Here is a 13,777-nt window from a genome sequence, read left to right on the forward strand (position 1 = left end):
TGTAAGGCAAGGCGACCGATCGCGATCAACGGGTTGCAATCAACCGGTTGCGATCAACTGGCGGGCGGGATGAACCCGATCGGGGGCCGGTGGCTTTGGGTGGCGGCCGGCTCCAGGGACTGACCGATCCGCAACTCAGCGATCGCCCGGCCCAGTTCCCAGCGTTGGGCATGGGCAACGGCTTTTAGGTAATGGAATTCGGGCACTCGGGGAGCCAATGCTAAGGCTTGTTGGATGGCGGGCCAGGCGGCATCGGTTTGAAATTCATACAGCCGCACCACGGCCAAGTAAGCCTGGGCCCAAGGGTTGCGTGGTTCTGCTTGGGTGATTTGCTCAAAGGTGGCGATCGCGCCGCTGGTGTTTTGATCCAACACTTGGGCCAAACCGAGGGCATAGCGCCAACCGAGCCGATCGGGTTGTTGACTGAGGCGATAACGGAGGGTCAGTTCCGCTTGGGCCACGTAGGGTTGATTGGGGTTGTATTGGTTAATTCGGCCAATGGTGTTGAACACGGACTCCAAGCCCGATCGCCCCGATCGTAATTGCAATCCCAGCAGCCGCAGTTGGGCCAAGCCGTCCAGTTCGGGGGCCGGTTGGGCCGGGGCGGCCGGGTCAATCACCACGGTGGCTTCGGTGGGAATTGCGATCGGCTGGGCCCGATCGCCCCCTTGAGGATCGTTGGGCAACAGACTCGCCCAAAGACGATACCGACCCGGGGCCAAGTCCGGCGGCAAAACCATGGCCGATCGATCCCAAACCTCCCAGGTCTGGCCGGTGGATGGGGGAAGAGGAGCCATTAAGCGACCGCGACCAATGGCCCGATCGTCAATCCAACCGGTGCGACCCGCCGGGCGATCGGGCGTGGGTTCCCGCTGCCAGGTCAACAGGGCCAAGCCCCCTTGCAGTTGGGCCGCCGGGCCCTGCCAACGGTAGGTGACCGACGCAACTTGGCCCGGGGGCAGCCGCTCCGGCAGTTGGGCCACGAGCTTCAAGGGAGCCGGATTGGCCAAGGGAGCGACCGTCACCGATGGGGATCGCCGCTGCCAAAGTTGCCATTCGGAATCCACCGCCACGGGCCAACGCTCCACCAACTGCAAATCGGGACTTTGGCGCAGGGTTTGGCTGGTGGCTGCTTGGGCTTCTCGCCGCCGCCGGCCGCGCATCGATCCCTGGTCACCGGTTTTCAGCAAATACCAATCGAGCGATCGGGCATCTTGGGCCACGGCTTGCGGATCAGTCCCCACTTGCCGGCCGTAAACCTGAAAATTTCGGGCGGCTCCAAAGAAGTTGAGGTTGTGTTGATTCAGTTCGGCGGTGGAGGGCAACACGCCAACGGTGGATTGCAAATGGGGCGCACGATCGATCACGGCCTGCACCACCTGGGCATGGGGCAAGGCGGGCCCCCATTGCACCACCCGCATCGGCCCGGGAACCAAGGGAGCCACCCCGGCGGCCGTGGGCGGCAACCAACTGAGCGCCGACAGCAACGCCGTCAGCCCCAACAGGCTCCACCGCACCCGCGCTCCCCAAACCAGCCAGCCTCGGGCTAAAACGATCGCCCCCACGGGCCAATAGGGCAAAACGTAACGCCAGTCTTTGTTCACCAACAAGGAGCACAGCACATATGCTCCAAGCCAAAAGCCCAGTGTCCAGAGCCATCCCCGACGATCGCCCTTGGGGATCGGTGAGCTGGGCCAGGGGCGATCGGGCCAGGCCAGTTGTCGTTGATATTTCAGAAAAGCCAAACAGCCCCCCGCGATCGCCAAACCCAACAGGGGCCAAGACAGGTGTTGCGGAAAAAGCTTCAGGTAATAAATCCAAGCATCAAGGGTGTTGAGGGCCGGGTCACCTTCCACGATCGCGGAATCCACCGTGGCCCGTTTGCCACCACTAAGCACAAAGAGCCAATTCGCCTGATACCAAGGAGCCGCCACAATCCAGGCGATCCCCAAAGCCAACAGACCTTGGGTGACCCGTTCCCAGCGCGATCGCCAGAGCGCAATGGCCAACACCCCCGCCCAGGGCAATCCCAAGAAAAAAACCACCGGTTGCTTAGTCAGCAGCCCAGCCCCCAGCAACAGCCCCAACCCGATCGCCCACAACCAATGGGCCAACCGCCCGCGCCAGGGGCCAAACTGCCCCCCCGTTGCCCAAAACACCAGGGCCGCAAAGGCCACCGTTACCACAGTCACCAGGGGGAATTCGGTGAGATAGTCCAGCCGCACGCGCCACAGGCCGGGCATCACGCTACACAACAGGGCGGCCCACCAGCCCGTGGTGCGATCGAACAATCGCCGCCCGATCGCATAAACCGACCCCAGCAACACCAGCGAACAGGCCGAATTCAACGCCGTTGCGGCATCGGCCGTGGGGCCAAACAGCCATAGAAACGGCACGGTGATGATCGCCACCAGGGGCGGCACTTTGGGAGAGAGTCGCCAAAAATCCACCCACCAGGAACCAGACAACCACTGGGGATCCCGCAGGGCATCGGCATAGGTCAGGGCCGCCGTCAGATATTCCGCTTGATCCCAGGCGGGGGCCGATTGGTCGATCGCGAACCAAGCCCGATCGACCAGCAACACCAACAGCCACAGACCCAGCAGCTTGGCTCGATCGGTCTGCCACCCACGCTGCCACCAGCTTTGCCAATGGTCTGGATTGAGCCAGTGGTTAAACCTGTGAATTCTGAACCCGTGAACCTTGAACCCGTTGCCTAGCCGGCCGGCGCGATCGCCCAAATCTTGACCCATTCTCAAAATGCTCCCCCAAAACCAAAGGCAGGGGATGATGAGCCGATCCCCTGCCCCCATCGGCGGGCCCAACGCAATACCCGATGGACTTTCTCTGTCCCATGTTCGATCGTCGTTGGTTGACCCGCCACGCCTCTTGCTCAGTTTTAGATCCTTGCTCGATTACCCTTCCGGCATCGGATTATATTCATCACTCGGCTCAGTGGCCCCGATCGCCCCTTGATCTTGGTTAATGCAACCTCCCCGATCGGCTACAAACTTACAAACTCGGCTCCAAAGACGCGCCCTCGTGCCTGGGCTGCCATAGGAAAACAGCACTCGATCACCCAGCGGATTCATCTCAATCCGCACACCGCAAGTCGAGCAAGTCTGCACATTAGCCATAGGGGATCTCCTCGCGCCAAAATCTGGCATAGGGCGGCACTCGTGAACCGATCCCCAAGGCAATTGTCGGGGATCGGCACAAGTTCCATACACCATAGCGCGCCTATTTAATTTGGCAATTGGCTTTAGGGTCTGTCGTCATTTCCTCAGATCAAGTGCAAGTGATTGATCGTCTATACCCTAACCACCCCACCCTAACCACCCCAGACAAGGGGCTTAAACCTAACCACCCCAGACAAGGGGCTTAAGCCCCTTGCCCCCCACGATCCGCTGGGGCTTAAGCCCCTTGCCCCCCACGATCCGCTAACGGTGGAATCAGGGTTTCAGGCGAAGTGACTACAGGCTCTAGCATTGAGCCTTGCCCACCCAACTACAGCGGTAGATCCATGGTGGAATTGGGGGCACTCATGGGAGCGTTGACCGCCGGGTCGATCGCCCCGGCGGTCGGGTTCGCCGGTTGCGTTGCGGCTGCGGTTGGTTGAGGTTTTGCCGTGGCGCGGGTGGTGGCGGAGCGGCCGGCTTGGGCCCGCAGTTGCAAGAGTTCCGGCATGGTGACGAAGCGGTAACCCTGGGCTTTCAGTTGCCGAATGATGATGGGCAAGGCCGCCACCGTGTTGTGTCGATCGCCCCCGCCATCATGCATCAGCACAATATCGCCCGGGTGCATGGTACGCATCACCCGATCGACAATGGTGGCCGCCGGAGGTCTGCGCCAATCGCCCGTATCCGTGCCCCACAGAACCGTGGCGTATCCATGACCTTGGGCGTAGGTATCCATCCCATTGTTCAAAACGCCACCCGGCGGCCGATAGAGGCGAGCCACCTGGCCGGTTTTGGCTTGGATAATGGCGGCGGTTTGGTCAATTTCCCGGGCCGCCGCCGCCGGAGCATGGCGATGGTAACCATGGGACCAGGTGTGATTGGCGAGCACGTGACCTTCCCGGGCCACGCGCTGCCCGATCGTCGGGAAGGCCTGGAACATGCGACCAATCACAAAGAACGTGGCCTTCACGTCTTCCTGTTTCAAAATGTCCAGCACCTGATCGGTGTAACGGGGGGCTGGTCCATCGTCAAAGGTCAAGGCCACCACCTTCTCACCACTGGCCAGGCGTTGATCCCGCACCAGTTTGCCCACAAACGATTGGGGCAAATTCCCCAGGGCCATCAAAATTTCCTGCTCTTGGCTGGTCACTTGCTGGCGAAAGTTACCAATGCTGCGATCGAGCGCTTCACCCAGGGAAAGGGGCGGAGCCGACTGAGAGGCCACGGCGGAATTGTCCAAGGCAGTTTTGAGCGAAGCATTGTTGGTCGTCCAGGCATAGCTGCCGCCCAACACCGCCGCACAGGTCACCAACGCCAACAGCCACCATCGCCAAGAAAACCACGATCGCTGATTGAAGTTTTGCCCCACCTTACTGGAACGATAGCCACGGGCGGCTTGGGATCGCGAAGAACCAGATCGTTTAGAAAACAGCCGAGTCATAGGGGCAACAGGAAGAGCCGGAAGGGTAGGAATAGCGGTTGAGAAAACATCGTGGGGCAACGGAATTAACCGGCAGACTCACGATGAACGAGGCAAGTTGAGGGTCGATGCGGTCAGGGGACGTGAGCAATGGATATCGGTGGTTATCAGTTGCTGAAAATTAAGGGTTCTAAATCCATAGAATTGAATTATGAATAGAGCGAAATTTCGTTTATTTCAAAAAAGGCTTTTGAAAATGAAACTGCAATGACGTGAAAGATGAGATGACATGAAAAAAACAAAATTCAGGCGAAATTAGAAATTCAATCAACTCCAAAGTATTTTGCATGAATTATTTGGAAGCAAATTATTTAGGGTGCATGAGAAGGCTGTTTTGCCCTAAATGATGCTTTAACTCGATCCACTGGGCTACGCAGAAACAGTTGAAAAACCTGCTCCATCAGTCTGACGCTCCCGCCTCAGTCTGACGCTCCCGCCATTGAGCCATCATTCATGCCTTGAGATTCATATCTTGATCGATGGGGATCGATTCATGGCAGATGAATGGCGACCGGTGAAGAATCAGTTGTGGTAGATCACCCGCGTTTTCCAGCAAACTCCCCATCAGTTTTACCCGATCGCGCCGGTTATGCCACCTTGATTGCATAACCCGATCGCTCGGTGCTGAAAACCGGATTGTTCACAGAGATTTTGAACAACGGCTTTGAATAGCCGGGGGGGTGGGGTGAGCGATGGTTGTGGCCTTGGCACGATACAGCGCAAGGTAGCAGAAATTTTGGAAATTGAGGGGGAAATTCTGCCCTTAGCGCAAAATACCGTGGCCGGTCGCCATGGATTGGCTAGATTTTTGACTCCAGACCTGCTGGTTAACGGGCGCGTTTTAGCGGGGGTGACCCCTCTCAGGATATGACCTGAATCCGTTGAGGAGCCTTTAGGCAAGGGTTCCAGCGTTGCGGCGAATCTGTTCGATCGCCCCAATTAACCGGGTCGCGACTCGATCGATCGTGGCGAAGTCATGGAATCGACCCAACCCAAACCGCAGCGTTGTGGTCAGGGGGCCGGCCGATTGCCCGAGCGCCTTGAGCACATGGGATTGGCGGCCGGTTTCCGATTGGCAAGCGGAGCCAGAAGACACGGCGGCGATCGACTGGATGGCTTTCAAAACGGCCCCGTTGGGCAAGCCCTCAATCGTGACGTTCAAGTTACCTGGCAAGCGAAGGCTGGGGTGGCCATTGAGTTCCAGGTCTAAACCCGGCGCGGTGGCAAAGTAGGTTTGCAATCGCTCCCAAAGCCGATCGCGCAGCATTTGCAGTTTTTCCGCTTCAGTGGCCAGGTGCCCCATGGCCAGCTCGATCGCCCGACCAAACCCAACAATTTGCGACACGGGTAAGGTTCCCGCCCGCAGTCCCCGTTCCTGGCCGCCGCCGTGCAATTGGGGAGCTAAGGCCACGCGGGAGTTGCCCCGCCGCACGTACAGGGCCCCAATCCCCTTGGGCCCATAAACCTTGTGGGCCGTCAGGGACATGAGATCGATCGACTGGGTTTGCACATCAAGGGGCACTTTCCCGATCGCCTGGGCCGCATCCGTGTGAAACAGCACGCCCCGATCGCGACAGAGGGCCCCAATTTGCTCGATCGGCTGCAAAACACCGATCTCATTGTTCGCCACCATCACCGACACCAGCACCGTTTCCGGCCGCATGGCCTGGGCCAGTTCCTCCAGATCCAATAAACCCAGGCGATCAACCGGCAAAACCGTCACCTCAAACCCCAGGGATTGCAAATAGCGACAGGGATCCAGCACCGCCGAATGCTCCGTGGCCACCGTAATCAAGTGCCGCCCTTTGTTGAGATAGGCCTCGGCCACGCCCTTGATGGCCAGATTGTTGGCTTCCGTTGCACCGCTGGTGAACAAAATTTCCTCAGGGCTGGCATTGATCGCCGCGGCCAAGGTGGCCCGAGATTGATCGACCGCGGCCGCCGCAGCCCAACCATAGGCGTGGTTGCTGCCGGCGTTGCCAAAATAGTCCGTTAAAAAAGGCCACATGGCCTCCGCTACCCGGGGATCGATCGGGGTGGTGGCATGACAATCTAAATAAACCAAATTCGCCATCTTGGGCCAGGCGGCTTTGGCAAGTGGGAGCTGCTGTAGTTTAGTCATCGTCCATAATTGCGTTCATATCAAAATTGCGAGTTAAACGCCGCTCCACCCCATTCAAGCGCAAGACTAGGAAAGCCATCAGGGCCCCGAGGGTGGCCAACCCTAACAAGCCGCAGCCCGCCGCGAACCCCAATCCGGCCGAGACCCAAACGGCCGCTGCTGAGGTCAATCCCTTCACCTTCTCTTCGCTGCGTTTGGTGCGTAAAATTTCCCCCGCGCCCAAGAAACCCACTCCGGTGGCCACGCCTTGGGCCGATCGACTGATGGCATCGAGACCCGCCCCCATTTCCGCCGGAATGATAGCAAACAGGGCAGCTCCCAAACTCACCAGCATATGAGTGCGCATTCCGGCGGGCTTGTGTCGCAACTGGCGATCGATCCCAATGGTTCCCCCCACAAACAGAGCTAGCCCTAAACGAATCAACAAATGGAACCAGGAGGGATCGGGGGGAAGATTCATCAGAAGTTGAGGAGAAGTTCAGAATCGGCGGTATTTTAAGGAGCGGTTTGGCGGTGACCGTTTGGCAACGGCACGGGGCGGGAGCCGTAGGGCTAATCAAGGGCTAATGAACAGGCAGCGAATGACGGAAACGATGGCGCAATTCACGGGCGATCGGGCAGCGGACGATGAAACAACACCGACAACATCACCGACCGCAACACCCACAACAACACCCACGACAACACCACTAACAGCGCCAGTAACGGCAAAAATAACGCCGCAGATGGAGCCTTTGCCTTGCCCTCAGAGCAATGATTCGACTCCGGGGCAGAATTTGGCGGATTCCATGAATGTGGCACAGAGGGAGCCAACGCATTCAATACCCAAGTATTCAGTATCCTGTGCGATCCCCTGTGCGATCGCCCTGGGGGGCAACTTGGGCGACGTGGCCGCCACCTTTGAGCGTGCTCTGGCGGCTTTGGATGCCACACCGGGAATTCAGGTCACGGGTCGATCGCGCTGGTATCGCAACCCGCCGATGGGCCCGCCCCAGCCGGACTTTCTGAATGGTTGTGCCCTGTTGAAGGTCGCCCTCAGCCCAAAGGCCTTGCTCGATCGGCTGCAAGCTCTGGAAAACGAGGCGGGACGAGTGCGGACGGTACATTGGGGGCCGCGCACCTTGGACTTGGATTTGTTGCTTTATGGCGATCGGGTGGTGCAAACGCCTCGGCTACAGGTGCCCCATCCAGGATTGGGCGATCGGGCATTTTTTGTGGTTCCCCTGGCGGAAATTGCCCCCGACTGGGTGGAACCGCTCACGGGCCGGGCGATCGCGCAAATCGCCCAAACGCTAGACTGTTCAGCAGTCATTCCCCTAGCCTAACTCACGATTCATCCGTCCTATGCCCCTTGGAACCGAACTCGCCCACAAACTCCGCGATCGCCTCACCTATCGCGGTCGTAAGTTTGCCTTTGAGGTTGCCCAATTGCGGTTACCCAACGGCGCAGAGGGAGAATGGGAATGTATTCGCCATCCCGGCGGGGCCTTGGCCGTGCCGGTCACCCACGATGGGCAACTGGTGTTGGTGCGGCAATATCGCTTCGCCATGCAAGGGCGCTTGTTAGAGTTTCCGGCTGGAACCGTGGAATTGGGTGAAGATCCGGCGGAAACCATTCGGCGGGAAATTGAAGAAGAAACGGGCTATGCGGCCGCCACTTGGCATTGTTTGGGAGATTTCCCGATCGCCCCGGGCTATTCCGATGAGCTAATTTATGCCTTCTTGGCTACGAATTTAACCAAGCTAGAAAAACCACCACTGCAAGACGACGACGAAGATATTGAAGTGGTGTTGATGACTCCTGAAGTGTTTGAAGAAACGGTGCGATCGGGCGTGATGGTTGATGCCAAAACCGTCACCAGCTACTTTCTAGCCAAGCCTTTTTTAAGCAGTCTCTAGCTCAGCAGTTCCTCACTCAGAGACTATCTGAGCAGTCATTTGGAGATCTTGCAAAGTACCCATAGTCGTCGAAATAAGAAGCTCAAGCCTCTGATCTTTGTCGATTAATGAGGCTTACAGGGTCATAGCTCTGGTTTTTTAGGTATCTTCTTTTTCAGGTATCTTCTAAGGCGCGATCGGTAGCTTAATTATAAATGTTGTGCTTTGGCCAGGACAGGAGCTGACCTCAATTACGCCATGATGCATATCTGTGATGATTTGGTAACTAACGGCTAACCCGAGACCCGTTCCTTTTCCGATGAGTTTAGTTGTGAAAAATGGGTCAAAAATTTTGGCTCGAACGTCCTCTGGAATACCCGAACCATTGTCGGATATCGAAATTTGGATTTGATGTTCTGAAATCAAAGATGTTTGAATCCAAATATCACGAGAATGATGGTTAACAGAGTCGGTTTCTAAGTTGGAGCACTGTTGTTGATCTAGCTCTTCCAAAGCATCGATGGCGTTATTCAAAAGATTTAAAAAGACCTGATTGAGTTGTGCAGGAGAGCAATAGATACGAGGTAAATTTCCATAGGTTTTGTGGATGGTGATTTTTGATGCCAAGCTCTCAGCTTGTAATCGCCCCTGCACAATAACTAAAACAGACTCCAAGCTTTCATGAATATCCACAAACTTGAAAGTTGATTCATCCAGTCGTGAAAATGTTCGATAGGACTTCACAATGTCGCCAATCCGCTGGGAACCTTGCCGCATGGATTGAAAGAGTTGGTAGATATCCGTTTTCAAAAAGTCAAGGTCGATCGCTGCCATTTTGTCTTGGATGGCTTGGCTCGGCTGAGTATGTTCTTGTTGATAGAGCTGAAGCAGTTCCAGTAATTCATCAAAATATTGACGGGCATGGGCTAAGTTTCCATGGATGAAGCTAATGGGATTATTGATTTCATGGGCAATGCCAGCAACCATATTTCCTAGGCTTGACATCTTTTCTGCATGAATGAGCTGCATTTGGGTTTGCTTTAACTGATTCAGCGTAGCTTCTAAACGCAGATTTTGTTGTTTTAGCTCTCGTTCGGCGAGCTGGCGCTCAATTTCTGCCGCTGAACGAGCCGCAAAAATTTTGAGAATGGCTGCCTGTTCCTCATAACTTCGGGTTAAGGGCTGAACATGCAAACCGGCAATGTGACCGATTGTTTTTCCTTGAATATTACAAATTGGAATTCCTAGATAGCTCTCTGCCCCCATGGTCACGAGGTCAATATCTTCAGGGAACTTTTTCTGAATTTTACAATCATAAATTTGCAGCCCCTTGTTCACCACAACTCCACAGGGTGTTCCCTCCAAAACATAATCAAAATTCATGCCAAAATCATCACCAACCCAAAAGGCTAGGGTTTTTGCTTTAGGAGGTTCACCATCGATGAATTCAGCAATTAATGCATAGCGAATTTGTAGAAGCTCTGCCAGATACCGAACGCAGGCTCGAAAAAACTCTTCGCCAATTTGAGAAGCAATCCCTTCAACAATCAGTTTTAAATCTGATTCCCAATGTCGATGTTCGTCCGCATTAGCAGTCGCTGACTGGTGGGTGAGCGCAGCGTCAGATGAATGAGACTGAGGTGGCATAGTTGTTTGATGAATTGGGGTTTGATGGGAGATTGATCGAGAATGGCAACTAGGTCAGCCATCGGATTATAAAACTCGTTCGATCGTCACCCTGAACGCTGCTCACGATCGCACCCGGTTGCTTTATGCTTGGATTAGAAAAAATCTGATGAGTAATCCTACATGCTTAAACGCTCATTTCCTAAGATACTGATTGAAAGCGACACAATACTAAAGCATGTTATTTTTGATACATAGAAGGACGATTGAAAACAACCAATTTGACACTATTTGCCCCAGCCTGAGTCAATGATCTGCAATCAAGATACAAAACATCACATTCTTCTGAATTTCGTACAATGACAACCCATTCTGCCAAAGTCTGCCAAAGATTGCCGTAGCGAATAGCGGATCACGAACAGGCATTGTGTGGAAATCCGGTAGATCCTTTGTGTCACCTATGTTTGATTTGCTTTTGTTCTGGCATCGAAAAGACCTGCGAATTTCCGATAATTTAGGTCTAGCCCAAGCCGTTGCCCGATCGCCCAAAGTGGTTGGTGTTTTCTGTCTTGATCCTGGGATTCTCGATCGGGATGATGTGGCTCCTGCGCGAGTGGCCTATCTGATTGGTTGTTTGGCAGAATTGCAGCAAGCCTATCAAGAACGGGGCGGAGATTTCCTGATTCTCAAAGGAGATCCCAGGGTGGAAATTCCTAACTTGGCCGATCGCCTGGGAGCCGTGGCCGTGGCCTGGAATTGGGACGTGGAACCCTACGCCTTGGAGCGCGATCGGGCCCTGTTGGTGGCCCTAAAAGAGCGGGGCATTGCCGCCCAAACCCAATGGGATCAACTGCTCCATGTGCCGGACGAAATTCGCACCGGCTCCGGCACGCCCTACACGGTCTATGGGCCCTTTTGGAAAAACTGGCAGTCCCGATCGAAAGTGGCCCCCGCCCCCCCGCCCGATCGCCTCTTGCCCCTCACCGAAGCTGAACGGGCCCAAACCCAGGCGATCCCGCTGCCCACCGCGCGCCAACTGGGCTATCCCTGGGATGGGCCTTGGATTTTGGAACCGGGAACCGCCGCCGCCCGATCGCGCCTAGAAACCTTTTGCCAGCGGGCCATTGAAGCCTACGATCCCGATCGCAACTTCCCCGCCTTGGAGGGCACATCGGGCCTGAGCGCCGCTTTGAAATTTGGGGCGATCGGGATTCGGGAAATTTGGCAAGCCAGCGCCAGCGCCCTCGACAACGCCCGCAGCGAAGAAGCCATCAACAGTATTCGCACCTGGCAACAGGAATTGGCCTGGCGCGAGTTTTATCAGCATGTGATGTATCACTTTCCCGAACTTGCAGAAGGAGCCTATCGCGCCCCCCTCAAAACTTTTCCTTGGGACAACAACGAGGCCTTATTTGAGGCTTGGTGCAATGGCCAAACGGGTTATCCGATCGTTGATGCGGCGATGCGTCAACTGAATGAAACTGGCTGGATGCACAACCGCTGTCGCATGATTGTGGCCAGTTTTTTAACCAAAGATTTGATCATCGATTGGCGTTGGGGTGAAAAATACTTCATGCAAAATCTGGTGGATGGCGATCTTTCTGCGAACAATGGTGGTTGGCAGTGGAGCGCTTCCAGTGGGATGGATCCAAAGCCGTTACGCATTTTTAATCCCGCTAGCCAAGCCCAAAAATTTGATCCAGAAGGTGACTATATTCGCCAATGGGTTCCTGAGTTACGCCGGTTGGATACGGGATCATTACTCACGGGAAAAATTACCCCGATCGAGCGGCGATCATTGGGTTATCCCGCCCCGATCGTTGATCACAAAATTCAGCAGGAGCGCTTTAAGCAACTCTACAAAGCCCAAAAAGCCTAATCATCTCGATCCAAAGCTGAAGAGTCGATCGCGGGCGAAGGTTAGCAAATTAACCAATCAACCAATTCTCCAATCGTAATCCTTGGACTCGTGTGAGATCGGAATCATTGGAAATTAAGACCCAATTTTGGGCGATCGCCGTGGCTGCAATCAAAATATCCGCATCTTGAATCAGGCAACCGCGCGATCGCAGATCCGCATAAATCTCGCTGGCAATATTAACAATTTCGGGATGCGTCACCGGCAAAATATCGACCAATTGGCAAAAATCAGTAAAGGCTTGGATTTTCTTCTGTGACTTGTTCGCCAATAATCCACGCCGACATTCAAAGTAGGTAATAGCGCTAATAGCGATTGGCATCACCACAATCATCTCAAGAAACTTAGCTTTTACTGAGGTGTTGCCCTGCATGATGGCACTCACAATATTCGTATCCAGCAGATAGCCAACCAACATTATTTCCCCTCAATGATGGCTACGAATTCCGCTTTCTCTGCGTCGGATTCTTCGGCTGTAATCTGACTAAATGTTTCCATGACTAGCCATAGGCTCACACGCTTCAGAAGCGTTTCTTCTGGTGCAGCTAAGATGGCTCGCCAACGATCGGGCGATTGCGAAAGGGAAGATGACACCCGATCGAGCACTGGCCGTTTCAAGCCAGGATCCCAGTCGGGATGTGTTGCCAAGGCCTGGTCAATTAGTTTTTCAATCCGGGCGATCGCCTGCTCTAGGGTGGGTTCTGTGGGCGCGGCCGGCTCGATCGCCCCATCCCACCCCAGGAGCGATCGCACCAAGTCCCAAATTAGCCGCAACCGATCGCCCACCGATAACCGCAGTGCGGCCGATCGCAATTCTCCTGGGTTCATCGCTTGATCCTTCACTCGATCGCCTATTGCGATCTTGACACAAGCACTTTGACAACGGGCGATCGCCCGTTTCCCACCAACAAAAACCCCAGTCGATCGCTCTGCATGAGTAACCAACTGGGGATACGTGGCAGCTCACCAACTGCTAATGGGCGTGGATCATGGGCAAGGGTTCGATTGGGGCGGTGATCGGAACCCACTGACAGAAGCAAACGGCGATCGCCTCAAACGCGCTGCCCATCTCCCGGGGTTCATAAACCTCAACCCGCGTGACTTGCCAATTGCTGAGACGGCTGTGAGTGCTAGCGGCGGGAAATTGGGGATCGATCGCTGACTCAACCCGTACATAGTCGCGCAATCGATAGCCGGGTTGCGGCAACGGGCGCTGAGACGCATCGTAATACTCGGCCAAAATATCCGTCAGGCTACCACCGGGCATCAATTGCCGATCGTCCCACCCTTCCGCGTCGGCCGTCTCCGTTTTGAAAATGATGTAACGTCCCATGGTCTGCCTCAGTCTTCAGGGGTGTAGTTGGGAAACTCAGTTTCACCGGCAAAAACACAATTCACCTTCAAAATGCGATCGCCAGTTTTCTCAACTCTGAGCAATGTCCAATCGTATTTCTCTGCCATGTTGCGACATTTTTGTGGATCAGTGGCGGCATGTCGCGACTCTGGCATTTCCTCCGCTTCTGTGGATGTTGATGGATCAACCATGTTGGCAAAACTACGGGAAGGATAAGTTC

13 protein-coding genes are annotated in these 13,777 nt (G+C 55.0%); 3 read left to right on the forward strand and 10 right to left on the reverse strand.

What is annotated here, in order from left to right; translation table 11 throughout:
- Positions 1–53: 53 nt before the first annotated feature.
- The 5 genes from AC2IAX_RS14230 to AC2IAX_RS14250 form a co-directional block, all read right to left on the reverse strand.
- The gene (locus AC2IAX_RS14230; protein WP_494388059.1) at positions 54–2,753 is read right to left on the reverse strand and encodes a glycosyltransferase family 39 protein; all 2,700 of its coding nucleotides are present in this window, start codon (positions 2,751–2,753) and stop codon (positions 54–56) included.
- A gap of 162 nt (positions 2,754–2,915) precedes the next feature.
- Complete coding sequence (nblD, locus tag AC2IAX_RS14235; RefSeq protein WP_099531689.1) at positions 2,916–3,137, reverse strand: NblD family protein; 222 nt, start codon at positions 3,135–3,137, stop codon at positions 2,916–2,918.
- Positions 3,138–3,507: 370 nt separating this feature from the next.
- Entirely contained in the window at positions 3,508–4,620 is a 1,113-nt protein-coding gene (locus tag AC2IAX_RS14240) for a polysaccharide deacetylase family protein (protein WP_494388060.1), read from the reverse strand.
- Between the two features lie 931 nt (positions 4,621–5,551).
- A complete protein-coding gene (locus AC2IAX_RS14245; protein WP_494388061.1) occupies positions 5,552–6,781 on the reverse strand; it encodes a cysteine desulfurase family protein in 1,230 nt (409 codons plus the stop codon).
- On the reverse strand, positions 6,774–7,241 hold the full coding sequence (locus AC2IAX_RS14250) for an MgtC/SapB family protein (RefSeq protein WP_494388062.1): 468 nt from the start codon (positions 7,239–7,241) through the stop codon (positions 6,774–6,776). The genes AC2IAX_RS14245 and AC2IAX_RS14250 overlap by 8 nt, the downstream gene beginning before the upstream one ends.
- Before the next feature lie 328 nt (positions 7,242–7,569).
- On the opposite strand from AC2IAX_RS14250, the gene folK reads away from it, so the two are divergent.
- Both folK and AC2IAX_RS14260 read left to right on the forward strand, forming a co-directional pair.
- Positions 7,570–8,106 carry a 2-amino-4-hydroxy-6-hydroxymethyldihydropteridine diphosphokinase gene (folK, locus tag AC2IAX_RS14255; protein ID WP_494388063.1) on the forward strand — a complete coding sequence of 179 codons (537 nt, stop codon included), beginning with the start codon at positions 7,570–7,572 and terminating at the stop codon, positions 8,104–8,106.
- 19 nt (positions 8,107–8,125) lie between these two features.
- On the forward strand, positions 8,126–8,680 hold the full coding sequence (locus AC2IAX_RS14260) for an NUDIX hydrolase (RefSeq protein WP_494388064.1): 555 nt from the start codon (positions 8,126–8,128) through the stop codon (positions 8,678–8,680).
- A 165-nt stretch (positions 8,681–8,845) separates the two neighbouring features.
- Here AC2IAX_RS14260 and AC2IAX_RS14265 read toward each other — a convergent pair whose 3' ends face one another.
- The gene (locus AC2IAX_RS14265; RefSeq protein ID WP_494388065.1) at positions 8,846–10,306 is read right to left on the reverse strand and encodes a GAF domain-containing sensor histidine kinase; all 1,461 of its coding nucleotides are present in this window, start codon (positions 10,304–10,306) and stop codon (positions 8,846–8,848) included.
- Between the two features lie 439 nt (positions 10,307–10,745).
- Between AC2IAX_RS14265 and AC2IAX_RS14270 the strand changes: the two genes are divergently transcribed.
- Positions 10,746–12,164 carry an FAD-binding domain-containing protein gene (locus AC2IAX_RS14270; protein WP_494388066.1) on the forward strand — a complete coding sequence of 473 codons (1,419 nt, stop codon included), beginning with the start codon at positions 10,746–10,748 and terminating at the stop codon, positions 12,162–12,164.
- A 49-nt stretch (positions 12,165–12,213) separates the two neighbouring features.
- Here AC2IAX_RS14270 and AC2IAX_RS14275 read toward each other — a convergent pair whose 3' ends face one another.
- From AC2IAX_RS14275 to AC2IAX_RS14290, 4 genes are all read right to left on the reverse strand, one after another.
- On the reverse strand, positions 12,214–12,621 hold the full coding sequence (locus tag AC2IAX_RS14275; RefSeq protein ID WP_494388067.1) for a type II toxin-antitoxin system VapC family toxin: 408 nt from the start codon (positions 12,619–12,621) through the stop codon (positions 12,214–12,216).
- Positions 12,621–13,031 (reverse strand): hypothetical protein, encoded by a 411-nt coding sequence (locus AC2IAX_RS14280; protein WP_494388068.1) that lies wholly within the window; start codon positions 13,029–13,031, stop codon positions 12,621–12,623. The genes AC2IAX_RS14275 and AC2IAX_RS14280 overlap by 1 nt, the downstream gene beginning before the upstream one ends.
- Positions 13,032–13,176: 145 nt before the next feature.
- On the reverse strand, positions 13,177–13,536 hold the full coding sequence (locus AC2IAX_RS14285; RefSeq protein ID WP_494388069.1) for a hypothetical protein: 360 nt from the start codon (positions 13,534–13,536) through the stop codon (positions 13,177–13,179).
- Positions 13,537–13,544: 8 nt separating this feature from the next.
- A complete protein-coding gene (locus AC2IAX_RS14290) occupies positions 13,545–13,748 on the reverse strand; it encodes a hypothetical protein (protein ID WP_190532686.1) in 204 nt (67 codons plus the stop codon).
- Between the last annotated feature and the right edge of the window lie 29 nt (positions 13,749–13,777).

This window comes from Limnothrix sp. HT2024 (genome assembly GCF_059138625.1).